General features: G+C 62.5%; 22 protein-coding genes. 13 read left to right on the top strand and 9 right to left on the bottom strand.

Translation table 11 applies throughout. From position 1 onward, the window contains the following. The first annotated feature begins 439 nt into the window (after window positions 1–439). From FJ936_RS25020 to FJ936_RS30980, 9 genes are all read left to right on the top strand, one after another. Window positions 440–1,600 (top strand): porin, encoded by a 1,161-nt coding sequence (locus tag FJ936_RS25020; RefSeq protein ID WP_140618485.1) that lies wholly within the window; start codon window positions 440–442, stop codon window positions 1,598–1,600. A 132-nt stretch (window positions 1,601–1,732) separates the two neighbouring features. Further along, window positions 1,733–2,509, top strand: a complete 777-nt coding sequence (gene recO, locus FJ936_RS25025) for a DNA repair protein RecO (protein ID WP_140726444.1) — start codon at window positions 1,733–1,735, stop codon at window positions 2,507–2,509. After that, on the top strand, window positions 2,506–3,024 hold the full coding sequence (locus FJ936_RS25030; RefSeq protein WP_140726441.1) for a PaaI family thioesterase: 519 nt from the start codon (window positions 2,506–2,508) through the stop codon (window positions 3,022–3,024). The genes recO and FJ936_RS25030 overlap by 4 nt, the downstream gene beginning before the upstream one ends. Window positions 3,025–3,106: 82 nt before the next feature. Beyond that, window positions 3,107–5,854 carry a DUF2339 domain-containing protein gene (locus FJ936_RS25035; RefSeq protein ID WP_140791793.1) on the top strand — a complete coding sequence of 916 codons (2,748 nt, stop codon included), beginning with the start codon at window positions 3,107–3,109 and terminating at the stop codon, window positions 5,852–5,854. A 161-nt stretch (window positions 5,855–6,015) separates the two neighbouring features. Beyond that, entirely contained in the window at window positions 6,016–6,534 is a 519-nt protein-coding gene (locus FJ936_RS25040) for an RNA polymerase sigma factor (RefSeq protein WP_140726435.1), read from the top strand. Continuing rightward, on the top strand, window positions 6,531–7,322 hold the full coding sequence (locus FJ936_RS25045) for an anti-sigma factor (RefSeq protein ID WP_141907124.1): 792 nt from the start codon (window positions 6,531–6,533) through the stop codon (window positions 7,320–7,322). The genes FJ936_RS25040 and FJ936_RS25045 overlap by 4 nt, the downstream gene beginning before the upstream one ends. A 208-nt stretch (window positions 7,323–7,530) precedes the next feature. After that, window positions 7,531–8,628: a peptidase C39 family protein gene (locus FJ936_RS25050; protein ID WP_140663080.1), complete on the top strand. Its 1,098-nt coding sequence runs from the start codon at window positions 7,531–7,533 to the stop codon at window positions 8,626–8,628. Further along, window positions 8,628–10,091, top strand: a complete 1,464-nt coding sequence (locus FJ936_RS25055; protein ID WP_015318565.1) for a RimK family alpha-L-glutamate ligase — start codon at window positions 8,628–8,630, stop codon at window positions 10,089–10,091. Before FJ936_RS25050 ends, FJ936_RS25055 begins: the two co-directional genes overlap by 1 nt. A gap of 117 nt (window positions 10,092–10,208) precedes the next feature. Continuing rightward, window positions 10,209–10,382, top strand: a complete 174-nt coding sequence (locus FJ936_RS30980; protein WP_246671945.1) for a DUF3303 family protein — start codon at window positions 10,209–10,211, stop codon at window positions 10,380–10,382. A gap of 15 nt (window positions 10,383–10,397) precedes the next feature. On the opposite strand, the gene FJ936_RS25065 is transcribed toward FJ936_RS30980, so the two are convergent. Further along, on the bottom strand, window positions 10,398–11,315 hold the full coding sequence (locus FJ936_RS25065; protein ID WP_140791794.1) for a LysR substrate-binding domain-containing protein: 918 nt from the start codon (window positions 11,313–11,315) through the stop codon (window positions 10,398–10,400). A gap of 111 nt (window positions 11,316–11,426) precedes the next feature. On the opposite strand from FJ936_RS25065, the gene FJ936_RS25070 reads away from it, so the two are divergent. Beyond that, on the top strand, window positions 11,427–12,317 hold the full coding sequence (locus tag FJ936_RS25070) for a fatty acid desaturase family protein (protein WP_015318563.1): 891 nt from the start codon (window positions 11,427–11,429) through the stop codon (window positions 12,315–12,317). A gap of 15 nt (window positions 12,318–12,332) precedes the next feature. On the opposite strand, the gene FJ936_RS25075 is transcribed toward FJ936_RS25070, so the two are convergent. The 3 genes from FJ936_RS25075 to FJ936_RS25085 form a co-directional block, all read right to left on the bottom strand. Continuing rightward, window positions 12,333–14,474 carry an EAL domain-containing protein gene (locus tag FJ936_RS25075; RefSeq protein ID WP_141907125.1) on the bottom strand — a complete coding sequence of 714 codons (2,142 nt, stop codon included), beginning with the start codon at window positions 14,472–14,474 and terminating at the stop codon, window positions 12,333–12,335. Between the two features lie 65 nt (window positions 14,475–14,539). Next, a complete protein-coding gene (locus FJ936_RS25080) occupies window positions 14,540–15,175 on the bottom strand; it encodes an HD family hydrolase (protein ID WP_140791796.1) in 636 nt (211 codons plus the stop codon). Further along, window positions 15,175–16,035, bottom strand: a complete 861-nt coding sequence (locus FJ936_RS25085; protein ID WP_141907126.1) for a folate-binding protein YgfZ — start codon at window positions 16,033–16,035, stop codon at window positions 15,175–15,177. Before FJ936_RS25085 ends, FJ936_RS25080 begins: the two co-directional genes overlap by 1 nt. A gap of 75 nt (window positions 16,036–16,110) precedes the next feature. On the opposite strand from FJ936_RS25085, the gene FJ936_RS25090 reads away from it, so the two are divergent. Beyond that, window positions 16,111–17,442, top strand: a complete 1,332-nt coding sequence (locus FJ936_RS25090; protein WP_181171385.1) for a dihydroorotase — start codon at window positions 16,111–16,113, stop codon at window positions 17,440–17,442. Between the two features lie 580 nt (window positions 17,443–18,022). Here the strand turns inward: FJ936_RS25090 and FJ936_RS25105 are convergent. The 4 genes from FJ936_RS25105 to FJ936_RS25120 all read right to left on the bottom strand — a co-directional run bounded on the left by FJ936_RS25105 (window position 18,023) and on the right by FJ936_RS25120 (window position 20,414). Continuing rightward, window positions 18,023–18,808, bottom strand: a complete 786-nt coding sequence (locus FJ936_RS25105) for a hypothetical protein (RefSeq protein WP_181171381.1) — start codon at window positions 18,806–18,808, stop codon at window positions 18,023–18,025. Window positions 18,809–18,878: 70 nt separating this feature from the next. Beyond that, complete coding sequence (locus FJ936_RS25110) at window positions 18,879–19,136, bottom strand: hypothetical protein (protein ID WP_015318556.1); 258 nt, start codon at window positions 19,134–19,136, stop codon at window positions 18,879–18,881. Between the two features lie 351 nt (window positions 19,137–19,487). Further along, window positions 19,488–19,862, bottom strand: coding sequence for a TIGR02301 family protein (locus FJ936_RS25115; protein ID WP_015318555.1), 375 nt, complete (start codon window positions 19,860–19,862; stop codon window positions 19,488–19,490). Window positions 19,863–19,991: 129 nt separating this feature from the next. Then, window positions 19,992–20,414 (bottom strand): NUDIX domain-containing protein, encoded by a 423-nt coding sequence (locus tag FJ936_RS25120; protein ID WP_140663065.1) that lies wholly within the window; start codon window positions 20,412–20,414, stop codon window positions 19,992–19,994. A gap of 128 nt (window positions 20,415–20,542) precedes the next feature. On the opposite strand from FJ936_RS25120, the gene FJ936_RS25125 reads away from it, so the two are divergent. Then, window positions 20,543–21,304 carry an SOS response-associated peptidase gene (locus tag FJ936_RS25125; RefSeq protein WP_140791800.1) on the top strand — a complete coding sequence of 254 codons (762 nt, stop codon included), beginning with the start codon at window positions 20,543–20,545 and terminating at the stop codon, window positions 21,302–21,304. 75 nt (window positions 21,305–21,379) lie between these two features. Here the strand turns inward: FJ936_RS25125 and FJ936_RS25130 are convergent, their stop codons facing one another. After that, window positions 21,380–21,535 carry a hypothetical protein gene (locus FJ936_RS25130; RefSeq protein WP_015318552.1) on the bottom strand — a complete coding sequence of 52 codons (156 nt, stop codon included), beginning with the start codon at window positions 21,533–21,535 and terminating at the stop codon, window positions 21,380–21,382. Window positions 21,536–21,949: 414 nt separating this feature from the next. On the opposite strand from FJ936_RS25130, the gene cysS reads away from it, so the two are divergent. Beyond that, a complete protein-coding gene (gene cysS, locus FJ936_RS25135; protein WP_140791801.1) occupies window positions 21,950–23,401 on the top strand; it encodes a cysteine--tRNA ligase in 1,452 nt (483 codons plus the stop codon). Window positions 23,402–23,581 lie beyond the last annotated feature (180 nt).

Raw genomic sequence — 23,581 nt, forward strand, 5'->3', positions numbered from 1 at the left:
GCTGAGGCCGGCTTCCGCGCCGTGATCTGGAGCCGCTGCCGGTGTTGTTTTCGCGCCGACAGCGATACGAGGACAGAAATCACAAATTTCTCGAGTTATTTTAGATTTAGAGTTTTAAAAGACCGCAATCCATAGACTAAACTGGTCTATGCAGAAGGATACACTTATTTGTTACAAAAATATGACGATGTTCCATTTGTGCCATTTTAAATTCAAGCCAGATCTCATTAGTGTTATTTGTGCAACACGTATTTAATCTGTAGCGAGAATCCAGCGCATTTATGGAATTGTCATTGAAGGTGGACGATTGGTGGGTATGTTCGCCGCGAAAAGGGGACGCGGTGCGGGCCTTTTTCATTGTGGGGGTGAGGCGGGAAAACATATCCGCCAGCCACAATTCAGAAGCCATTTTTTCAAACTTGACTGGAGAGGTCAGAAAATGAACATCAAGAGCCTCCTTCTCGGCTCAGCCGCGGCTTTGATCGCGGTGTCCGGCGCGCGCGCCGCGGACGCGGTTGTCGTCGCCGAACCGGAACCAGCCGAATACGTCAAGATCTGCGACGTCTACGGCGCCGGCTACTTCTACATCCCGGGCACCGAGACCTGCCTGCGCATCGGCGGCTATCTCCGCTATGACATCGGCGTCGGCGATTCCGGCACGCTGGATGGCGTCAACAACGTTGGCGATCACATGGACGGCGGAAACCACGACACCTACTACAAGAACATGCGCTTCACGCTGAGGACGTATACCGGCCAGGAAACCGAACTCGGCACGTTGAAGACCTTCACCGAGACCCGCTTCCAGTTCGGCAACTCCTCGGGCGACTATGATGGAAGCTCCTCGACCTCCTGGCAGGCCGGCAACAAAACCACCAGCCTCAACTTCGCCTGGATACAGCTCGGTGGCCTGCGCGTCGGTAAGGATGAAACTGCATACGACCAGTTCATCGGTTACGCGGGCAACGTCATCCAGGACACGATCATCCCGTACGGCGTCAAGGACACCAATGTCGTCCAGTACTATTTCGACGCTGGCAGCGGCTTCACGGGCGTGGTCTCGCTCGAAGAAGGCACGGGCGTCAACACCATCGACAGCTATGTTCCGCATGTCGTCGGCGGCTTGAAGTACAAGGGCGACTGGGGCGCGATCACCGGTGTTGTCGCCTATGACAGCAACTACGAGGAAGTGGCCGGCAAGGTTCGCCTGGATGTCAACGTCAGCAAGGAACTGTCGCTGTTCATCATGGGCGGCTACGGCACCGACGACAACCTCACAGACGACGCACACAATGCCATCGACGTACATGGCCGCAGCCAGTACAAGCCGTGGGGCGGCAACTGGGCCGTCTGGGGCGGCGGTACCTACAAGTTCAACGAGAAGACCTCGTTCAACGTCCAGGCTTCGGCTGACGACGACAAGAACTATGCTCTCGCCGCGAACGTCGCATACACCATCGTCCCGGGCTTCACGGTCACGACCGAAGTCGACTGGGATCACTACGGCAATTTCGGCAATCCATCCATCTACGGCAACTGGTCCAAGGCCGACAAGAAGGACAGCGTCGGCGGCATCGTCCGCTTCCAGCGCAACTTCTAACGGATCGACTGACCTCACCAACCGCCCGCAGCACATCGCTGCGGGCGGCTTTTTTATGCCTCGTTGCGAGAGCCGGCACAGGCGCCAGACCATACCTTGATTTCGCCACCCGATCGGTGAAAAGCTCCTGATATGGAATGGCGCGACGAGGGAATCATTCTCGGCACCCGCAGGCATGGCGAAACCAGCGCCATTCTCGAGGTGATGACGCGCGCCCATGGCCGCCATCTCGGCCTCGTGCGCGGTGGCCGCTCGCGCAAGCAGCAGCCCGTTCTCCAGCCAGGCAATCGTGTCGATCTCTTGTGGCGCGCGCGCCTCGACGAGCACCTGGGCACTTTCCAGGCCGAAGCCATCGAGATGAACGCCGCCCGGCTGATGGACAGTGCCATTGCCGTCTACGGCCTTCAGACGATGGCGGCGCATCTGCGCCTGCTGCCCGAGCGCGATGCCCATGGCGGCCTCTACGAGGCGCTTTCGGTGATGATCGTTCATCTCGACGACGCAGATGCCGCCGGCGAATTGGTGGCGCGCTTCGAGCTTCTGATCCTTGATGAACTCGGCTTTGGCCTCGATCTCAGCCAATGCGCCGCCACCGGCACGAGGCAGGATCTGGCCTATGTCTCGCCTAAATCCGGACGCGCGGTGTCGCGCGGGGCCGGCGCTCCGTGGCACGACAAGATGCTGGTGCTGCCCGCCTTCCTGCAGCGCGGCTCCGGCCAGCGCGCCAATCATGCGGCGATCGCGGACGCCTTCCGCCTGACCGGCTTCTTCTTCACCCGTCACGTCTACGAGCCGCGCGGCATCGATCAGCCCGATGCACGCGCCGGCTTTCTGGCCGCACTGCGCAAGCACCACGCAACGCAGAAGCCCATCGCCGGAGAGAGCGCGGCCGGAGAAATCAGCCGATGAGCGAAGTCGAACTCTATCCGGGCCGGGTCTCGCCGCTCGGCCTCGGCACCATTCCTCATGCCGACATCCTGAAATACACCGGCCTGGAATTGCTGCAGCGAATCGTCGACGGCAAATACCCGGCACCACCGATCTCCTTCCAGCTCAGCTTCGCGTTGACCGAAGTATCGGAAGGTCGCGCCGTGTTCCGGGGCGTGCCGAACGAACGCCACCTCAACCCGCTGGGAGCCGTTCACGGCGGCTGGGCGGCGACGCTCCTCGATTCGGCGTTGGCGTGCGCGGTGCAGACCCTGCTCGACAAGGGCGAGGCTTACACGACTGCGGAGTTCAAGGTGAACCTGACGCGGCCGATCACGCCCAGGACCGGTGAGGTTGTCTGCGAAGGCAAGGTGGTTCACAAGGGCCGCACGCTTGCCGTTTCGGAAGCGACGCTGAAGGATGCCGGCGGCAAGCTGCTGGCTTTCGGTACCGAGACATGTTCGATATTTCCAGCCGCCAATCTGGCGGCACGTTGAATTTTCAGCCGTTTAGCCGCCGTATTTCAATGTCAGTGAGATGAAGCGTCAGTGAAAACTGGCCTGGTTTGGGGGAACCGCCATGTTTGAGAGCCTGATCGGCCTCGTCGCCATCATTGCCTTGTTCGTCATCATTTCGCGTCAGCAGGGCCGCATCGGTCTGATCGAGCGCGAACTTGGCGCACTGCGCAGCCTCGTGCTTTCGGGCGCGGTATCGCCCACGGTCAAGCCGTCGGAACTGGAGGCGGCGCAGGGCAGGGCCGACACGGCTCCGGTGGCCAGGCCTGCCGACATCGCCCCGGCAGCAACCGGCGAGCCGGCTCCCGCGCTACAGGCCACGGAGGCGGAAATCCCGGCCGGAGGGCCCGGCCCTTGGAGCGCCCCCGAGATCACACCGAAAACGCCAGAGGTCGCGCCGGCCGCGGTCGCCAAAGCCGCTCGCCAGTCCGACGTTGAAACCGCGCTCGGCACGCGTTGGGCGGTCTGGGTCGGCGGCATTGCGCTGGCTCTGGGCGGCTTGTTCCTGATCCGCTACACCATCGAGGCCGGCATTTTCGGACCCGGCGTGCGGCTCACCATGGCGGCGGTGCTCGGGTTGGTGCTGATCGCCGGCGGCGAGTTCATTCGCCGCACCGGCTTCAAGGTACCGGTGCAAGGTATTGCCGGCGCCTATATTCCGGCGATCCTGACCGCGGCCGGCGCCTTCATCCTGTTCGGCACCGTCTATGCCGCCCATGGCATTTACGGCTTTATCGGCCCGGCGCTTGCCTTCACGCTGCTCGGTGCGATCGGCGTTGCGACCATTGCCGCCGCTCTCGTCCATGGCCAGGCGCTGGCCGGCATCGGTCTCGTCGGCGCCATGGTGACGCCGGTGCTGATCGCTTCGCAGGCGCCCAATCCGTGGGCGTTGTTCGGCTATCTCGCCATCGTGCTCGCCGCCACTGGCGTGATCGCCCGCATGCGCGACTGGAAGACGCTGATGGCGGCCGCTTTTTTCGGTACCGGCGTCTGGACCATCCTCTACATGACCGACGCACCGGGCGCGAACTTCTCCGCCATACTGCTCATCGACGCTGTAACGCTGGCTGTGCTTGCCCTTGTCTGGCTGAGCAGCCGTGGCGGCGACACCGGGCTAGCAGGGACTTTCGACTGGCCATCCATCGTGCCTGGACTGTTCGTCGCCTTCTCGGCGCTTGGCCTCTCGGTTGACCCGGTCTTCGCCGCTGCCGGTGATGCTTTGCCGGGCGCGGTGCTGCTTGTCGTGATGATAGCGGTCGCGCTCTACCGCCCACTGGCGCTGCCACTGCTTTATGGCGCGGGACTGGTGACGGTGCTGATCTATCTCGGCATCATCCCGCCAACGTCTATCGCTTCCGACTTTTCGGGCGGCGCTTTGGGTGTTGATGGGGTGCCCTTGGCCACCGCTGACGCGCTGAGCTTGCGTATCGGTATTGGTCTCGGTCTTGTTTTCGTCGCCGCTGGTTTGTGGGCCGCGCGCCGCTTCGCCGCCACGGCGCGGATCCGAGCAGCCTCTTGGGCTGCATGGGGTGTCATCGTGCCGCTGGTCGTCCTGCTGGCGCTCTGGTTCACCTTCGGCAATCTCGACCGCGACTTTGTCTATGCCGCCGTCGCGGCCCTGCTGGTCCTGGTCTTCGCCGCCGGCGGCGAGTGGATCGCGCGGGCTGAGGAACCGCCGCTCAAGGGGGGAGCCGCAGTGTCGTTTGTTTTGGGCGGCGCGGCAGTCGCCGGCCTCCTGATGCTGCATATGGCCTTTGATTCCGGTTGGACCACCATCCTGCTTGGTGCCGCCGCGATCGTGCCGGCGCTCGCCACGCGCTGGCGCTCCTATCCTGTGCTCGGCTGGATTTCGGTCGCCGCTGTCATCGCGGTGCTTGGCCGCGCCGCCTTCGATCCGACGATCGTCGGATCCGAATTCCTGGCGACGACGCCGGTCTTCAACTGGTTGCTGCCGGGCTACGGCGTGCCGGCGCTCGCCTTCGGCTTCGCGGCCTGGCAACTCGCCCGCACCACCGATGGCCGTCCACGCCTGGCCATGGAAGCGGCGGCGGCACTGTTTGCGCTGCTGACGCTCGCCATGCTGGTGCGTCACGCAATGCATGGCGGCGTCATCAACAGCGATGCGCCGACGCTCGCCGAACAGGCGATCTACACGCTGATCGCTATCGGTGCCGGCGCCATCCTGATCGCCATCGACAGGCGATCGCCAAGCTCGGTGCTGCGCTATGGTTCGATGGCGGTGGGCGTGCTTTCGGCCGCCTTCATCGTCATCCAGCATTTCCTGGTGCTCAATCCGTTGTTCACGGACGAATCGACCGGCCGGATACCGGTCTTCAACCTCTTGTTCCTCGCCTATCTCCTGCCGGCCGTCGCCGCCGGTGCTCTAGCGCTCTATAGCAGGGGCAAGCGGCCGAAATGGTATTCGGCCATGCTGGCGCTGATGGCGGCGCTGCTTGCCTTCGCCTATGCCACGCTCTCGGTCAGGCGCCTGTTCAAGGGCGAGTTCATCGGCATGTGGAGCGGCCTTGGGCAGTTGGAGACCTATACCTATTCGGCGCTCTGGCTGGTTATCGGCGTGGCGCTGCTCACGGCTGGCGTCTGGCTGAAATCGCAGGTACTGCGCATCGCCTCCGCCGCGCTGATCGCGGTGGCCGTCCTGAAGGTCTTCCTGTTCGACATGTCGGAACTGGAAGGTGTGCTCAGGGCGCTGTCCTTTATCGGGCTCGGTGCCGTTCTGATCGGCATCGGCCTGTTCTACCAGCGGCTGCTGACGCGGGCGGCAAAGGAGAAATTGCCGGCCGGCGAACAATAATAGCCGGAATTCAACGCTGCGCGGGAATAAACCGGCATCCGCCGGCGTTATCTCATTGCTTGGGTGACCGGAGCGGTGGACCGCTTCGCGCTGGCTGCTTGCGCCGTGCCGGGAAGGCGCGTTCTATCGGATCAACAAGGGCGACCTCAGAACCAGCGGTCATGGACGAAAAAAAGGCAGCAATCCTTGGTGAAATACCGCGCCTGCGCCGCTACGCACGCTCGCTTCTGCGCGGCCGTGATGCTGCCGACGACCTCGTTCAGGACTGCCTCGAGCGTGCGCTGTTGCGGCTCGACAACTGGCAGACGGGAGAAAGCCCCAGGAGGTGGCTGTTTACGATCATGCATCATTTGTTCATCGACCAGATGCGCAAGGTGAACCGCCGCGGCGAAGCGGCGATGCTGCCGCTGGAGGCGGGCGAGGCGGTTGCCCAGCCGCCCGAACAGTTGGAGGGCATCGCTTCGCGCGAGATCATCGACGCGTTGCAGGCGATCAGCCCCGATCGCCGCGCGGCCATCGTCATGGTTGCCATAGAAGGCTTTTCCTATGCCGAGGCTGCCAACATTCTGGGTGTTCCCGCCGGCACGCTGATGTCGCGCATCGCGCGGGGGCGTGAGGAATTGCGTGGGCTGCTGGACGACACAGCGCGCCGCCGCGCCATAAGGATCGTCGAGAAATGATCCGCCGCGATTTTTCCGAACGGGACATCCATATGGCGCTCGACGGCGAACTGCCGGCCGATGAGCGCGCCGCCTACGATGCCTGGCTCGACGCCAATCCCGAGATGAAGGCCAGGAGCGCCCGCTTCACCGCCGACCGGGAGGCGTTGCGCTCGGCCTTCGCCGGCGTGCTGGACGAGGTGGTGCCAGTGCGCTTGCGCAAGGTGGTGCTCGGTGAAGCGCCTGTTAAGGCAGCAGTGCCACGCTCACGCTGGTGGCTTGCCGCCGCCGCGGCCGTGCTTCTCGCCACGGGCGGATTTGGCGGCTACTTTGCGGGTATCGGAGGGATCGGGCAGGAGGATCCGGCGGAGGATCAGCTCGCCGAACAAGCGATCGCCGCCCATGTCATCTATGCCGCCGAGAAGCGGCACGCGGTGGAAGTGTCGGCCAGCGACAAGGATCATCTGCAGACCTGGCTGTCCAGTCGGGTCGGCCTGAAACTGGTGGCACCGGACCTGAGCGCGAACGGCTTCCAACTGGTTGGCGGCCGGTTGCTGCCGGCGGGGGAAAGCAAGGCCGCGATGCTGCTCTACGAAGACGACAAGGGCGAGCGCATATCCCTCTTCGTGACGGCGGAATCGACCGAGAATGCCAAGGGCACCTATGCTTCGGCGCAGGACGGTCCGCAGGCCGTCTACTGGCTGGATAAAGGCTATGGCTGTGCCGTCGTTGGTTCGCTGCCGCGCGAGCAGTTGGCGGCCGTGGCCAAGAGCGCGTATGGCCAGCTTCTGGCCGGTCTCTCCAGCTGAGCCGGCTGCGATCTTGCGCGGTCGGCTGGCATGAAAACAGCGATTCCGTTCAAAGCTTGTCAGCTTCCCTGCCGTCGCGGAAAGTGTCACAATTCGGCCCTAATCAAGGAGCGATAGCGCTTGATGAATACCGGCGCTTCGGCCGGTGTTTGCGACGCTTTTCGACCGGGGACGTTGCCGCAACGCAATCGAGGTTTTCTCAAGCCGCATGCCTGCCGAGATCCGCACGGCCCGCGCGTCTGACGTCGATGACCTCGCCGCCATCGAGAAAGCTGTATTCTCGAGCGACCGCATTTCCCGCCGCTCCTTCCGCCTGTTCATCGAGCGCGAGACCGCCGAGACGCTGGTCGCCGAAATCGATGGCCGCGTCGGCGGTTATGCGATCGTGCTGTTTCGCAAGGGCAGTGGGGTAGCACGGCTCTATTCGATCGCCGTCGGACCGTTTTTCGGCGGGCTCGGCATAGGCCGGCAATTGCTGGCCGCGGCCGAAGAGGCAGCCTTCGAACACGACCGCATGATGCTGCGTCTCGAAGTGCGCGAGGACAATGGCCGTGCCATCAGCATCTATGAACAGGCCGGCTACCGCAAGATTGGCCGCGAGCCCGGTTACTACGAGGACGGCGCGACGGCACTGCGCTATGAAAAAACCCTGCGCGGCGACCTTCCGGTCGCCACCAGGGTGCCATTCTATCAGCAGACCTGCGAGTTCACCTGCGGTCCATGCTGCCTGATGATGGCCATGGCCAATTTCGATCGTGGCTTCGTGCCCGACCCGGTGATGGAAATCCGACTCTGGCGCGAGGCGACGACCGTCTTCATGATGTCAGGACCGGGCGGCTGCGAACCATTCGGCCTGGCTGTCTCGGGCTACGAAAGCGGGCTTGCGGCGGAGATTTACGTTTCCTTCTACGGCGCATTGTTCCTGCAGTCGGTGCGTAGCGAGGACAAGCGCCGGGTCATGGAACTGGCACAGGTCGACTTTCGCCGCCGCGCGGAACTTTACGGCATCCCGGTGAATTACCGTCCATTCACCATCGACGATATCAGGGCGGCTCTCGCCGGGGGCAAACTGGTGCTGGTGCTGATCAGCGGCTTCCTGATGTTCGGCAAGAAGGTGCCGCACTGGGTGCTGGCCATCGGCGATGATGGCGATCATATTCTGATCCACGATCCGTGGGTCGAGGATGAAAGGCAGGAAACCATCCTTGATGCCGCCAACATTCCCGTGCCTTACGGCATCTTCATGAACATGGCGCAGTTCGGCCGCGACGGACTGCGTGCCGCCATCACTTTGGGAAAGAGATAATGACCTGGGTCATTCTTACCGGCAGGCAGAGCGATCTCGACCAGGTGGCGACGCCGCACAAGATCATCACCAATCGCGACTATCTCGCGCATCCCTCGCTGTTTCGCGGTCAGCGGCCTAAGGTCATCAACCTGTCGAACAACTACGGCTATCAGAGCCGCGGCTACTATGCCTCGCTGCTGGCGAGTTCGCGCGGCCACAAGGTCATCCCGACTGTGGAGACGATGATCGACCTATCGGAGCGCAAGCTCTACGAGCACGCCTTGCCGGAACTGGAACTGGCGCTCAACAAATGCCGCAAGGATCTCGGCGGTGTATTTCCGGCGAAGGTCTGCATCTTCTTCGGCATCGGCCCGTCCAAGGTCTGGGACCGTTTCGCCAAGCTGTTGTTCGACTGGTTCCGGGCGCCGGCGCTCGAAGTCCATATCAAGGACAGCGCCGAATGGGCTTCGATCCGCAAGATCGGCTTCCACCCCCTGGCTCGGATGACGGAGGACGAGGAAAAAAGCTTCATCCAGTGCCTGGAGACCTACACCAACCGCGAGTGGCGCGACACCAAGGGCCGCACGCCGGCGCGCTACACCTTCGCCACGCTGGTCGATCCGCATGAGGAATTGCCGCCTTCGGAAATCTCTTCGCTGCGCTACTGGGCCAAGATCGCCGAAAAGATGGGGGTCGAAATCGAGCCGATCACCAGAAAAGATCTGGCCAAGCTCGCGAATTACGATGCACTGTTCATCCGCGAGACCACCTCGATCTCCAACCACACTTACCGCTTCGCTCGCCGCGCCCAGCAGGAAGGCATGCCGGTCATCGACGACCCGCTGTCCATGATCCGCTGCACCAACAAGGTCTATCTCAACGAACTGATGGCCTACAACAAGGTGCCGGTGCCGCCGACGGTGATGATCGCCGGCACCTCTGACCTCGAACTGGCCGCACAGACGCTGGGTTTTCCACTCGTGTTGAAGATTCCGGATTCGTCCTTCTCGCGCGGCGTCAAGAAATGCGAGACCCTGGAGGAACTGACGCGGCTCGCGACCGAGTGGCTGGAGGATTCCGACCTTCTCATCGCGCAGAAGTTCATCCCGACCGAATATGACTGGCGTGTCGGCGTGCTCGGTGGCCAGCCGCTGTTTGCCGTGCACTATCTGATGGCCAAGAAACATTGGCAGATCGTCAACCACAAGGCCAATGGCAAGCCCGACCAAGGCGGCATCAAGACCTTCACGCTGAAGGAGACGCCGGCCCATGTCGTCGAGACCGCCGTCAAGGCGGCGCGCTGCATCGGCGACGGCCTCTACGGCGTCGACCTCAAGGAGACCAAGGACGGCGTCTTCGTCATCGAGGTCAACGACAATCCAAACCTCGATCACGGCTGGGAAGATTCCGGCGAGAAGGACGAGGTCTGGGTGCGGCTGACGCAGTGGTTCCTGGAGCGGCTCGACCGGCCGGGGCGGTAATCATCCGAGGGGAAATATGCAGTTCATCGTCATCGAGGATTTCACCGGCTGCGACCGCAAGGAAATCTACCGCCGGTTCCGCGCGACCGCGGCCGCCTGAAGCCGGAGGAGCTTGTCGTGCATCACAGCTGGATCGCGGCTGATATGAGCCGCTGTTTCCTGCTGGTGGAGACCGATGATGTCACGTCGCTGCAGCGCTGGGTCATCGAATGGGCTGATCTGGTCGAGTTCGAGATCGTGCCCGTGGCGACCAGCAAGGACATGGTGGCGGCCTTGAGCGGACACCTCTGACCATCTCCCTCCCGGTCAGCGCAGCGCCGGCGAGCCAACCGCGCGTTGGCATCGGTTGACCAGCCAATCGCGGAACGCGGCCACGACATCGCGGCTTGCGCTTCGCTCTGGAACCGTCAGGCAATAGGGCTGGCGCAATGCAATCGCGCCGCCGGCCGGCCGGACCAGCCTGCCGTCCTCCACGGCTTCGGCACAATAAATCCCTTGCGCCAGCGCCACGCCCAACCCCGAAATGGCGAGGTCGAGGGCCGCGCGCGACGAATTGGCCGAAAGGCCGCGCCGTGCCGCTCGGCCAGGGTGAGCACCCGCGGCCTCGAACCAGTTGGGCCAGGACGGAAACGATGCGCCTGTCGGCCCCCAGTCGGTGTGGATGAGCGGCAGCCCGGCGAGCGGCTCGCCGCCCGCCTTGGTGATGCCGGCAAGCCCTGGCGCGCAGACGGGATAGACGGCGTCCCTGGCGATCTCCTCGGTCGGGTGCTCGCGATAATGCGGACCATAGGAAAGCCTGATGTCGATCAACTCGCGGTCGAACGACACCGGGTCGTCATCGCCCCGGAGCGATATGTCGGCGGCGCCGTGGCTTGCGACAAAGCCGGCGAGGCGCTGCGAGAGCCAGCCCATGGCCATGGATGGCGGCACCGACACCACCAGGCGCGGGCGGAATGCATCGGCGCCCAGTTCGCGCGAGACGCTGCCGATCTCCTGGAAGGCCACGGTCAGCCGAGGCAGCATTTCCACGCCGGCCTCGGTGAGGACAACGCGGCGGTTGATCCGGTGAAACAGCTTGCGTTCCATCTGCACCTCCACGGTGCGGATAAGCTGGCTGACGGCGGCGGCCGAAACCGAAAGCTCTTCCGCCGCCGCGGTAAAGCTGCCCGTGCGCGCCGCGGCCTCGAAAGCCTGAAGTCCTTTCAGGGATGGGGATGTGGCCATGATCGCTAGATAGGTAAGGTAAGCTTATCTAAATCGCAGAAATCGTCGTTTCTGGAAAGCTTTTTCGTCGACTAGAATGGCTTCATCATTCTTCAGCATGGATCGAAGCCGATGGACCATCGCGACATTATCGCCTCATTGACACCGGAAGAGCGCAATCGCCTGACGGCCAAGTCCGATGTTGCGGGCCTGTTCCAGCTCTGCACTCACTTGGGTGCGATTATCTTCATTGGATCACTGATCGCGGCCGAGGTCCCATTCTGGCCGTTGCTGATGCTGCCGCAAGGCATCCTGATCGTGTTCCTGTTCACGCTGCTGCATGAGACGGCGCACCGCACGGCTTTCGAAACACAGTGGCTGAACGACGGCGTGGCGCGGCTGTGCAGCCTGGCCATCGCGCTGCCGGCCGACTGGTTCCGCTACTTCCATTTCGCTCACCACCGGTACACGCAGGATCCCGAAAACGACCCCGAGCTTGCCTCCCCGAAGCCCGAAACCCTGCGGCAATACATTGTCCACGTCTCTGGGCTTCCGGTGTGGTGGGGCCATCTCAAGACACTCTACGCCAATGCGATTGGCGGTAGTCAGGAGAGCTATGTACCGCTGAAAGGCCGACGCAAGGTGCGGGCCGAGGCGCGCGCCATGATTGCCTTCTACGCTGTCCTCATTCTGCTCGCCGTCTATTTCCGGCTCACCGTGCTTTTCTATGTCTGGATCATTCCCGCTCTGCTCGGACAGCCATTCCTGCGCCTCTATCTGCTGGCCGAGCACGGTCGTTGCCCGCTGGTGGCCAACATGCTGGAAAACACCAGGACGACGCTGACCAGCTGGGGGGTGCGCAAGCTCGCCTGGAACATGCCGTTCCATGCCGAGCATCATGCCTATCCCGGCGTTCCGTTTCACCAATTACCGCGGTTTCATGCGCTGATCGAGCGGCATCTGAAGGTGGTCGAGCCCGGCTATGTCAGCTTCCATGAGAAATACCTGGAAACGCTGCGCTGACTTGCGCTGACGCCATCAGCCGGTCTGGCTGCGTGTCGCACGCGACTTCAGCAGGCGCTGGATGTCGGCCGGCTTTGACGGCACGCCGATCAGATAGCCTTGCGCCTCGACACAGCCATTGTCGCGCAGCATGTCGAGTTGCGCCTCCGTCTCGACGCCTTCGGCCGTGACGACGATGCCAAGCTCGGCACCCAGCCCGATGATGGTCCGAACGATGGCCGCCGTGTCGCGGTTGCCCATGTCGCGAATGAATGATCGGTCGATCTTGATCTTGTCGACCGGAAAACGCCTGAGGTAGCCGAGCGAGGAATAGCCGGTGCCGAAATCGTCCAGGGCGATGCGGATGCCGAGCTCACGCAACTGGCGCAGCGTTTTCAGCACGGCCTTGCTTTCGTCCATCAGCACGGTTTCGGTGATCTCCAGCTCCAGCCGTCCAGCCGGAACGCCGGAAAAAGCCAGCGCCGAGATCACCCCGCGGGCAAACCCGTTGCTTTTGAGCTGCACGGCCGAGACATTGACCGCAATGCGTAGGCCGGGTGGCCAGCTTGCGGCCTCTGCGCAGGCTTTCCTCAGCGCCCACTCGCCGAGCGGCACGATCAGCCCGGTCTCTTCGGCGACCGGGATGAAGTCGTCCGGCGCGACAGTGCCACGCCCTGGTGAATGCCAGCGCATCAAGGCTTCCGCGCCGGTGATCTCGCCGGAAGTGATGTTCATGATGGGCTGGAAATGGAGATCGAACTCCTGGCGCGGTAGTGCTGCCTCGAGGTCCACTTCAAGCGCCCTGCGGGCCTGCACGACAGCATCCATTCCGGGCTCGAAGAAGCGATACAGGTTTCGTCCTTCGCTCTTCGCCCGGTAGAGCGCCGTATCCGCGTTTTTCAGCAGCGTGTCGGCGTCCCTGCCGTCGTTGGGGAAAACGGCAATGCCCATGCTGATGCCGACATGCATGTCCCGGCTCTTGTCTCTAAATGGTTTTGCGATTGCTTCGACGATGCGCTTTGCCAGTTTTTCGGCATCGCCAATGCCCTTGAAATGGAACTGCATGACGACGAACTCGTCGCCGCCGAAGCGGGCGACGATGTCTGTTTCGTTGCGGACGCAATGCCGCAGCCTCTCGGCTACGCTTCTCAGCAGCCAGTCGCCTGCGGGGTGTCCCCAGGTGTCGTTGACCGCCTTGAAGCGGTCGAGATCGAGCGAGAAGATCGCCAACGGCTTGGCTGCCGCGTCCTCCAGCGCAAGATCCAGCCGTTCGCGAAACATCGAGCGGTTGGGCAGTCCGGTCAGCGTGTCGTGATGCGCAAGATGGGTCATGCGCTCTTCGGTCCGGCGGCGCTCGGTCACGTCGTCGAAAGTCACCACCCAGCCGCCGCCGCTCATCGGCCGGCGTGTGACCAGAACCGTCCTGCCGTCGGTCAGATGCCGGTAGGCCGAATGCGTCTTTGCCGCCGCCAGACAGGCTTCGGTTTTGGCGACTTCGCTGTCGACGTCGATCTTCATGTAGATGCCGAGTTCCAGCAATCGTTCGAGCGCGTTGCGGTGCGCCGTTCCAAGCGGGAAGTCCTCCGCAGTGACGTTGTAGAGCTCCAGAAAACGCCTGTTGCGCACAATCATCTTGCCGTCGGCGTCGTACATCAGAAGGCCTTGCGACATGTTGGCGAGTGCCGCGTCGAAACGGCGATGCTGCTCCTTGAGATCCTGCTCGGCGCGCCGCTTTTCGGTGATGTCCTCGTAGATCGAAACCCACCCACCCAGGGCAAGCGGACGGTGCGAGATGTTGATGATGCGGCCGTCAGACAGCGTCTCCTCGTAAGTTGAGGGTTTTGCCTGGTCGATATAGGGCTTGCGGATGGCGTAGAGTTCTTCGGCGCTTTGCGAGGCAACCCCGATATCGACGCTGTGCCGCAGAATGTCGACGAAGCGGATACCTGGCCGTACCACTTTGGCGTCGAGGCGGAAAATGTTGATATAATTGCCGTTGCAGATGATCATGCGCTCGTCGGCGTCGAACATGCACAGGCCATGCGACATGTTTTCGACAGCAGCTGAAAAGCGTTCGTTCTGCTCGCGCAGCTCATCTTGCATGCGGCGCTGATGTTCCATGCCTCCGGCCGCCCGTTCCGGGACGACCGAACCACCCTTGACATCCACGACGGGCATGAGGCGCCCCTGCGATGCTTGATCGAACACCACACTGTTGACGCTTCCGGTTAATTTAGCGTTTTCTATCCTAGCGCGGACGTCGGAACGTGATGCCGCGACTTCTCGATCGCCGAAAACCGCTTCAGGAACGCATTCTGCGCTGAGGTCACCGAGCGTGGCGCGAAGTCGAAGCGCTCGGCGGAAAAACCGCGCGGCCGGCCGAAGAACTCGGTCGCCTCGGCGGTCGAAAACCCGGCAAGCAGCGTCGCCTCGAAATAGGCGGCGATCTGGTCGGCGCGCTTGATCTCCTTGCGCAGAATGGCACCTGGTTCCGGCGGCAGCGAGAAGCGCAGATGGATGGCGCGCTGCAGGCGCATTTCGCAGTCCTTGTAGCTGCCGCCCATCACCGACTTGAATGGCGAGATCATGTCGCCGATGACATATTCGGGCGCATCGTGCAGCAGCGCCGCCAGTTGGTCGTCGGCCGAAGCCTGGGGCACCAGCTCGTTGAACAGTGCCTCGACCAGCAGTGAATGCTGGGCAACCGAAAAGGCGTGCTCGCCGCTGGTCTGGCCGTTCCAGCGGGCGACGCGGGCAAGCCCATGGGCGATGTCCGAGATCTCGATGTCGAGCGGCGAAGGGTCGAGCAGGTCGAGCCGGCGGCCGGACAGCATACGCTGCCAGGCCCGTGGCGGCGCACCGGCGCGGTCTGCCGCCATCAGGCTTCCTCCGCGCCGGCGATTTCCTGCGGAAAGCTGAATTTGGCCCAACTGGGGATGATGAGCGTCACCGGTACGTCACCCGCCAGGATCGGCTGGCCGGCATCGAGCGCCGCCTTCACCCTGTCGATGCGGACGATGGCGAGCCCTGTCACGGTAGCACTCGAGCCGAGCGTGCCGACCGGCCGCCCACCGACGGTTAGCTCGGCACCCGCAGCGGGCAGGGGAAGCCCAGCCTGGACAATCAGCACGCGCCGCCGGGCGGTGCCTCGATGCTGCATGCGCGAGACGACCTCCTGGCCGACATAGCAGCCCTTCTTGAAGCCGACGCCGCCCATTTCGTCGAGCAGCACGTCATGCGGGAATGCATCGCCAAGTGCATAGTCGGCCCCGCTCTCGGCGACGCCGTGGGCAATGCGAAAGGCCTGCCACGCGCCAATGTCGCCAGCGTCTGCGGTGCCGGCATGGAAGCGCGTGACGCCTTCGTCGCCAAAGCGCCTGTCGGCAAGCGCGGTTGAATCACTTTCTGAGGCGATTGACTCTTTTCCCCAGGCGACAGTGACAAGTGCCTGTCCCGACTTCGCAATCTCGACCTTGGCGCGAAGCTTGTAGAGCATCAGCCGGCGAATGAAATCGTCTGAAATATCGGCACGGCATTCGATGCGGAAGGCGTTTTCGCCTGCCCGTGAGATCAGGAAGTCGAACAGGATCTTGCCTTGCGGCGTCAAAAGCGCGCCCGGCTTTGCCTCGCCATTGCCAAGCGTATCGAGATCGGTGGTCAGGATGTTCTGCAGAAAATGCTCGGCATCCGGGCCGGAGACGGTGATGAGCGCGCGATCTTTCAGCAGGGCAAAGGGCATGGGGCGATTAAAAGCCTGATCTTGCAAAACGGTTGGCCATTACGTAAGCCGCTGACACTCCCCCCGCAAGAGAGCATCACCATGACCTACGACCTCATCCTGACAGGCGGCATAGTGGTCAATCATGACGGCGAGGGGCCACGCGACATCGGTGTGAAGGGTGGGCGCATCGCCGCGATCGGCGATCTGCGCCAAGCATCGGCTGGCGAGACGATCGACTGCCGGGGCCTGCATATCCTGCCCGGTGTCGTCGACAGCCAGGTGCATTTCCGTGAGCCGGGACTGGAACACAAGGAAGACCTGGAAACGGGTTCGCGGGCCGCGGTGCTGGGCGGTGTCACCGCCGTCTTCGAAATGCCCAACACCAATCCGCTGACCACCAGCGAGGCAACGCTTGCCGACAAGGTCCGGCGCGGCAGCGGCCGCATGCATTGCGATTTTGCTTTCTGGGTTGGCGGTACCCGCGACAACGCCAGGGACGTCGGCGAGCTCGAACGTTTGCCGGGGGCTGCGGGAATAAAGGTCTTCATGGGATCGTCCACCGGTGACCTGCTGGTCGAGGACGATGAAGGCGTCGCCTCGATCCTGAGGAATACCCGCCGTCGCGCCGCTTTTCATTCGGAAGACGAGTTCCGGCTGCGCGAGCGCCTGGACGAGCGCGTCGAGGGCGATCCGTCATCGCATCCGGTCTGGCGTGACGAGATCGCCGCCTTGCGCTGCACCGAGCGGCTGGTGCGCATCGCGCGCGCCGTTCGTGCCCGCATCCATGTCCTGCACATCTCGACCGCCGAGGAGATCCTGTTCCTCGAACAGCACAAGGATGTTGCGACCTGTGAAGCCACGCCGCACCATCTGACGCTGAGCGCCGACGACTATGCGCGGCTTGGCACGCTGATCCAGATGAACCCGCCGGTGCGGGACAAACGCCATCGCGACGGCGTCTGGCATGGCATAGCGCAAGGCATCGTCGACGTGCTCGGCTCCGACCACGCGCCGCACACGCTGGCCGAGAAGGCAAAACCCTATCCGGCCTCGCCCTCGGGTATGACCGGCGTGCAGACGCTGGTGCCGATCATGCTCGACCATGTCAACGCCGGCCGGCTGACCCTGCAGCGCTTCGTCGATCTCTCCAGCCATGGCCCGCAGCGCATCTTCGGCATGGCCAGAAAAGGCCGCATCGCCGCCGGCTATGACGCCGACTTCACCATTGTCGACATGAAGCGGCGCGAGACCATCACCAACGCGCAAGCCGGCTCGAAAGCCGGCTGGACCCCCTATGACGGCAAGCAGGTCACGGGCTGGCCGGTCGGCACGGTCATTCGCGGTCAGCGCATTATGTGGGACGGCGAAATCGCGACGCCAGGCCAGGGGACGGCGGTGGAGTTTTCCGAGGCGCTGCCGGGTTAGCCACCTGTGGCTGTGCGTCACGTCTTTTAAGCGTTCCGCATTATGTTCAAGGCATCATGCGGACACATGTCGCGCCTATGATTGACCGAGTTTCCAGAGCTGCAAGCGCTCCTGTGGAATCGCGATGTCGCGCGACTGATCCCGGCCAACGAAGCATTTGCGTTCTACGAGCGCAATTGGCGCTTTGTCGATCAGACACGGCTTACGACGCGCGAGAAATTGCTTATCCAGAACTCGCCAGGGAATTCGGTCACGGTATCCTTCTGACTGCCGGCTGAATTGTCCTCCCGTGGTGTTTTTCGCCTCGTATCTGCAACATCAAACCGGACACGTCGCGAGCGAAGGCCATGAAGGAAGTCAGAAGCCTGAGCACAGGATTATCTCTGAAGCCCTCGCGCTTATGGACCGCGATTTCCTGACCGCGGTCCAATGCTGGTTCGGTGGCGGGACAAGCGATCGGGTTGAAAAGCATTCGAATTTGGCCGGGTGCTGACGTAAGTGCAAAACCTGCTGGCCCGCTCAAATAGCAACATCGTCCACGATGCTGTTCGCATCCTGGCGCAACCAGGCGGGGGCGCCTTCAGTCGCCGGCGACGAAGAAGGTCCATTGCCCGGCTGGCGTGATGCCGACGCGATAGAAGATGTAGGCTCCGAACCGCTTCATGTCGTCGAAATCGCCGGCGGTGACGATCTTGAACAGCTCGACCCGTTGCTTGGCGTCGAGCTTGTCCAGCGGCAGCGCGAAGAAATACGGCCAGACATAGAGGTCCTGTGGCGTGCCTGCATCGACATGGACGTAGCCTGCGGAAAGCACCTCCTCCAGAATGGCCAGGATCTCCTGGCCGTCAGGGTCGCCGGACAGCCCTTTGAGGAAGGTGATGGCGTCGCCGTCGATGTCGGCCAGCGACAGCTGGGTCATGCTGTCGCCCTTGCCGATCAAAGGCCTGAGCTTCTCGATGTCGCCGCTCTTGCAGGCCTCGGTGATCAAGTCATGCATGCGCCGCACGGGCTCGGGCAGCTTGCCGAGATCATAGACGACTTCCGGCAGAGGTGCCTCGGGATCGACACGCGGCCTGTTGCTGCCGCCATCCGATGGGCTGTCCGGCTCAGCGGCGTCGGGAGCGGCCGGCTGGCTTGTTGAAGGCGGCGTTCCCACCGGGTCAGGCATGGGAATCGCGCTTCCGGGCGGCGAAACATCGTCCTCCGACGGTGTGGCTGGCGCGGGGAGCTCTTCGCGTTTGATCTCGCTCAGCGCTTGAGCCGGACTGCAGGCCAGGCAAGTCGTGAAGGCAACCGCGGCACAGCAAGCAGCGAGGCGGATGTAGAGGCCCAAGCCCTTCGGCTTGCCTGACATCGGAAAATTCACTGCCCGTATCTCCCTACTTCCGGGCATGACACCCGAACGGCATTCGATCGTCAGAGAACCTGATATCGGTTCAGTGCCGCAGCCGCTCAGGTTCGAAGGCGCCTGCGATCACCTTCTCGCGCATGCGGTCGAGCAGGGCAAGGGCCGAGGTTTCGCCGTTGGCGCGCAACATTTCACCGAATGCCGTCTCAAGGGCCGCCTCGGCGATGATTTCTGGCTCAATGCCGGCCGAGAGGCCTTCCGCCCAGGCTTCGCTGTGGCTCTCAACCGCCGTCAGGCGCTTCTCTTCCCTGACCAGCGCGTCGATGTCGTTGGCAGCATGTTCCATAAGCGATGTCCACCCTTCCAAGCGGCAACCCATCAGTGTGGATCAGGCTTGATCTGTTCCATTCATAGGCAGCTTCAAGTAAGTATCTGTAAATACGACATTTTTTTGATCGTCATTTACAGGGGCCAACTGTGTTTGGCGAAGCTGCGTTTCAACCCGGATCAAACTTAGCCGATTAGGCTGGCCTGCGGGGCGAAAACCTTCAGTTTGAGTTAATTGCGCCTTCGCGTGATAACGTTTGATTAACGCTGTTGCAGAAGTGCAACATCAGAATTGCACCAAGATGTGGGCGGCCACAAGCCGGATATATCGAGATCCCTGGCGGCGGGCCTGATATCTGTTGATGAATGCTCAGTTGCCATACCGCGAGGCGATATCGCGCGAAAGCGTCTCGCCTTCTTTCATGTAACGGCTGATGGCTTCAGTGGCCGAAGCGGTGCACTGGGTGTAAGTGCCGAAGGAACGGTAGCCGCGATTGAAGCTGGCGATGAAGCGGGCGCGGCGCTCTGGGTCCGGGTTTTCCGAATCGAGCAGTTTTTCCATCTCGCCACGCCACTGGTCGCCCTTCTCCCCGCACAGATTGCGCAGGAAATGCAGCGACCCGAGAACTTCCGCCAATCGCATCAGCCCCGGCTCGAACGGCGACTCGGCACTGAAGGCAGGCCGCGCCGGGACGACCGCGCTGACGGCAAGGCAAATGGCAAGGAGCACTGACGGACGGTTCATAAACCTTCTCTGCCTGACGGCTTAGGCCTTGTGGTCTGCCTGATGGCCTGAGACGTCGTGGCTGGCGAGACAACATAAGCCTTGTGACGAAACAATTTGTCGCCTGCAAGGCGGTTTTTCAGTGCTGCGTCAGCGGGCTTGAACGGGACCGAGGAGTTCCTCGGCGACCGCGAACACCGAGCCGGCGAGCGGCAGCAGGGTCATCTCCTTGAGTGTATAGAAGGCAGCTGTCTCGGCGTCGTCGCGGGCCTCGGCCTCGCCACCGGCATAGATGGCGCCGAAGACCGTGAGGAGATAATCGACCGGGTGGCTGTCTTGCCTGCCGTCGATGTGGATTTCCCGAAGCGGGCGAAAGCCGGCGGCGCGCAAGCCGGTCTCTTCCATCAGTTCACGCCGTGCCGCGTCCTCCAGCGTCTCGCCGGCTTCGACCTTACCGCCGGGAAAGGCGTAGAGCCCTTGCGAGGGCGAACGCGCCCGCTTGACCAAGAGTACGGTGTCGCCGCGCACGACGGCTACGGAAACGGCCGGAAGTACCTTGCGTGCTGTGTCCATCGATCCTTGATCAACTCATTTGAGACAGGTCTTTTGTGGACCGACAGCATGGGCAAGCTTTAGCGGTTGCGCAACGCCGGTTCGATCGCCACTTTCAACACCGAACTATTCGAAAGACACAATCGATCATGTGCGGACGTTTTGCCTTGACCGCCACGCCGGACCAGACCGCTGCCTTGCTGGGCCTTGCGGAGCTGGAGGATTTCCCGGCCCGCTACAACATCGCACCGACACAGCCGGTCCTGATGGTGACCGCTGGCGTGCCGCGAGCCCCAGGCTCCAATCTGCCGGACCGACAGCCGATGCTGGTGCGCTGGGGCCTGATCCCAGCTTGGGTGAAGGACACCAGGGAGTTTCCGCTGCTGTTCAACGCGCGCTCCGAAGGTGCGATCGAGAAGGCCTCGTTCAAGGCCGCCATGCGCCATCGCCGCGCGCTGGTGCCGGCGTCCGGTTTCTACGAATGGCGGCAGACCGGAGGCAAGAAGGGGCAACCCTATTGGATCCGGCCCAGGCATGGCGGGTTGATCGCCTTTGCAGGTCTGATCGAAACCTATGCCGAGCCCGGTGGCTCGGAGATGGACACCGGCGCTATCCTGACCGTCAACGCCAACGCCGATATCGCCCATATCCATGACCGCATGCCGGTGGTGGTCGATATTTCTGACTTTGCCCGTTGGCTGGATTGCCGCACGCTCGAACCGCGCGATGTCGTCGATTTGCTGCGGCCGGCGCGGTCCGATTCCTTCGAGGCGATCCCTGTCTCCGACCTCGTCAACAAGGTTGCCAACACTGGACCGGAGATTCAAGAGAGGGGCGAAATCGGGCCGGAACCCGAGAAGGTCAGGCGCCAGAAACCTGGCGCGGACGACAGTCAGATGACGCTGTTCTAGCGAAGCCGGTCGAAGTCTAAGTTCAGGACGCCTGTTCTCGCCCTCATCGTCGGCGATTGCGCCAGCCGCGTCATCTCAGGCAGCGCGAGGCGACACGATCTTCTGCGCCGGCTTCTTCTTCTTGGCGGTGTGAAGAAGGGCAGCGACGATGGCGGCCGGGCCGATTGCGCGATAGTGGTTGGCCAGCGCCGGTTGCTTGGCGCGGTTGGCTTCCTGCTTGCTTCGAGGCATGTTTCTCTTCCCTGGTAACATTTCCGTGTCTGCGTTTGCTGGTTGATTCCGACCAAATCGTGACGCGTGGTGATCTAGCCGGCGAATGTTTCATGACTGTGCCGACATGTTTAATAAAATGTTTCACTGACTGATTCCGCGTGACCGGGCGATGCGTTTGCCAGCCCTCGCTACCTTTTTCCCGGGATCCGCGACTTGACGGCAACACTGGTCAGGGCGATAAAGCCGCCGATGAAAACGTCTTTCGCCATTTGTGGCATTTGCATTATTGGCTAGCCTCGCGCTGGTCCGGACGTTTTCGCCTCATCTTCCCCAGAGTGGACAAACGCCCCGGCCAGCAGGCTGGAACCTGATTTGCGCCTCGGCGCTGGGCTGGCTCCATCCAGACAAGAAGTTCTGAACGGGAAGCATGGAATGTCTGACGCATCAAAGGGCCTGCGCCTCTACAACACGCTGACGCGCACGAAAGAGGGCTTCGTGCCGATCGATCCGCTTGACGTGCGCATGTATGTCTGCGGCCCGACCGTTTACGATTTCGCCCATATCGGCAACGCCAGGCCGGTGATCGTGTTCGACGTGCTGTTCCGCTTATTGCGCCACCTCTACGGCGAGACGCACGTCACCTATGTGCGCAACATCACCGACGTCGACGACAAGATCAACGCGCGGGCGCTGCGCGATTTCGGCGGCGAGATCGCTTCGGGAACCCTTTCGCTCAACGAAGCGATCCGACGGGTGACCGAAAAAACGGCCGACCAGTTCCACAGGGATGTCGCCACGCTTGGCTGCCTGGAGCCGACGGTCGAACCGCGCGCCACCGAATTCGTCGAACCCCGCGCCGACGGCAAGGCTGATATGATCACCTTGATTAAAAGCCTGATCGACCGCGGCCATGCCTATGTCGCGGCAGGCGAAGTTCTGTTCGATACGGCCTCGATGCCCGACTATGGTCAATTGTCGAAGCGCAATCTCGACGAGCAGCAGGCCGGTGCCCGCATCGCCGTCGACGCCCACAAGAAGAACCCCGGCGATTTCGTGCTGTGGAAACTGTCATCGCCGGAAGAGCCCGGCTGGCAAAGTCCATGGGGCAGGGGCCGGCCCGGCTGGCATATCGAATGCTCGGCCATGTCGGCCGCCTATCTCGGCGAGGTCTTCGACATCCATGGCGGCGGCCTCGATCTGATCTTCCCGCATCATGAGAACGAGATCGCCCAGTCGCGCTGCGCCCACGGCACCGATGTCATGGCCAATGTGTGGATGCACAATGGTTTCCTGCAGGTCGAGGGCCAGAAAATGTCGAAGAGCCTCGGCAATTTCTATTCGATCCAAGAATTGCTCGAGACCGAGACCTTCGGCGGCCGCAAATGGCCTGGCGAGGTGCTGCGGCTGGCGATGCTGATGACGCACTACCGCGAGCCGATCGACTTTTCCGTGCGCAAGCTTGAGGAGGCGGAGAACACGCTCCGCAAATGGAAACGCGCGTCGGACCTCGCGCCGGCTGCGGGAAGCCAGGTGCCGGCGGAAGTCGTGGAGGCGCTGTCGGATGATCTTGCGACCTACGCGGCCTTCCAGCAACTGACCCAGCTTGCCGGTGAGGCAACCGACTTCAGCGGCGCTGGCGAGAATGGCGCCGCGGCTTCCTTGAAAACCTCGCTCGCGTTCCTCGGTTTCGACGTCGGCGCGGCCAAGGTCGACGAGGCCGCGATTGCGGAAACCATCGCCAGGCGCCTGCAGTTCATCGCTGCCAAGAACTGGGCCGAGGCCGACCGCATCCGCGATGAACTTCTGGCCAAGGGCGTGCAGTTGAAGGATGGCAAGGACCCGGTCACCGGCGAGCGCGTGACGACGTGGGAGGTGAAGCGGTGAGGGTGGCGCCAGGCACCATTGCGGTTTTGGCGGGGGCGCCGGTGACAGCCGATCTCCCCCCTTGCGGGGGAGATGTCCGGCAGGACAGAGGGGGGTGTGACGGAACACCGGCGTTTCCGTTTGTTCACCCTCGCTGCAAACATTTATTGAGAAGGCAGTGGTCGCAAGCTGATAGGTCGG

This window comes from Mesorhizobium sp. B2-4-13, assembly GCF_006658535.1.
GTDB lineage: Bacteria > Pseudomonadota > Alphaproteobacteria > Rhizobiales > Rhizobiaceae > Mesorhizobium > Mesorhizobium australicum.

Coding starts and splice junctions, on each gene's coding strand:
- FJ936_RS25020 (WP_140618485.1), top strand. CDS start 440: ATGAACATCAAGAGCCTCCTTCTCGGCTCAGCCGCGGCTTTGATCGCG.
- recO (WP_140726444.1), top strand. CDS start 1,733: ATGGAATGGCGCGACGAGGGAATCATTCTCGGCACCCGCAGGCATGGC.
- FJ936_RS25030 (WP_140726441.1), top strand. CDS start 2,506: ATGAGCGAAGTCGAACTCTATCCGGGCCGGGTCTCGCCGCTCGGCCTC.
- FJ936_RS25035 (WP_140791793.1), top strand. CDS start 3,107: ATGTTTGAGAGCCTGATCGGCCTCGTCGCCATCATTGCCTTGTTCGTC.
- FJ936_RS25040 (WP_140726435.1), top strand. CDS start 6,016: ATGGACGAAAAAAAGGCAGCAATCCTTGGTGAAATACCGCGCCTGCGC.
- FJ936_RS25045 (WP_141907124.1), top strand. CDS start 6,531: ATGATCCGCCGCGATTTTTCCGAACGGGACATCCATATGGCGCTCGAC.
- FJ936_RS25050 (WP_140663080.1), top strand. CDS start 7,531: ATGCCTGCCGAGATCCGCACGGCCCGCGCGTCTGACGTCGATGACCTC.
- FJ936_RS25055 (WP_015318565.1), top strand. CDS start 8,628: ATGACCTGGGTCATTCTTACCGGCAGGCAGAGCGATCTCGACCAGGTG.
- FJ936_RS25065 (WP_140791794.1), bottom strand. CDS start 11,315: ATGGCCACATCCCCATCCCTGAAAGGACTTCAGGCTTTCGAGGCCGCG.
- FJ936_RS25070 (WP_015318563.1), top strand. CDS start 11,427: ATGGACCATCGCGACATTATCGCCTCATTGACACCGGAAGAGCGCAAT.
- FJ936_RS25075 (WP_141907125.1), bottom strand. CDS start 14,474: ATGCCCGTCGTGGATGTCAAGGGTGGTTCGGTCGTCCCGGAACGGGCG.
- FJ936_RS25080 (WP_140791796.1), bottom strand. CDS start 15,175: ATGGCGGCAGACCGCGCCGGTGCGCCGCCACGGGCCTGGCAGCGTATG.
- FJ936_RS25085 (WP_141907126.1), bottom strand. CDS start 16,035: ATGCCCTTTGCCCTGCTGAAAGATCGCGCGCTCATCACCGTCTCCGGC.
- FJ936_RS25110 (WP_015318556.1), bottom strand. CDS start 19,136: ATGGAACATGCTGCCAACGACATCGACGCGCTGGTCAGGGAAGAGAAG.
- FJ936_RS25115 (WP_015318555.1), bottom strand. CDS start 19,862: ATGAACCGTCCGTCAGTGCTCCTTGCCATTTGCCTTGCCGTCAGCGCG.
- FJ936_RS25120 (WP_140663065.1), bottom strand. CDS start 20,414: ATGGACACAGCACGCAAGGTACTTCCGGCCGTTTCCGTAGCCGTCGTG.
- FJ936_RS25125 (WP_140791800.1), top strand. CDS start 20,543: ATGTGCGGACGTTTTGCCTTGACCGCCACGCCGGACCAGACCGCTGCC.
- FJ936_RS25130 (WP_015318552.1), bottom strand. CDS start 21,535: ATGCCTCGAAGCAAGCAGGAAGCCAACCGCGCCAAGCAACCGGCGCTG.
- cysS (WP_140791801.1), top strand. CDS start 21,950: ATGTCTGACGCATCAAAGGGCCTGCGCCTCTACAACACGCTGACGCGC.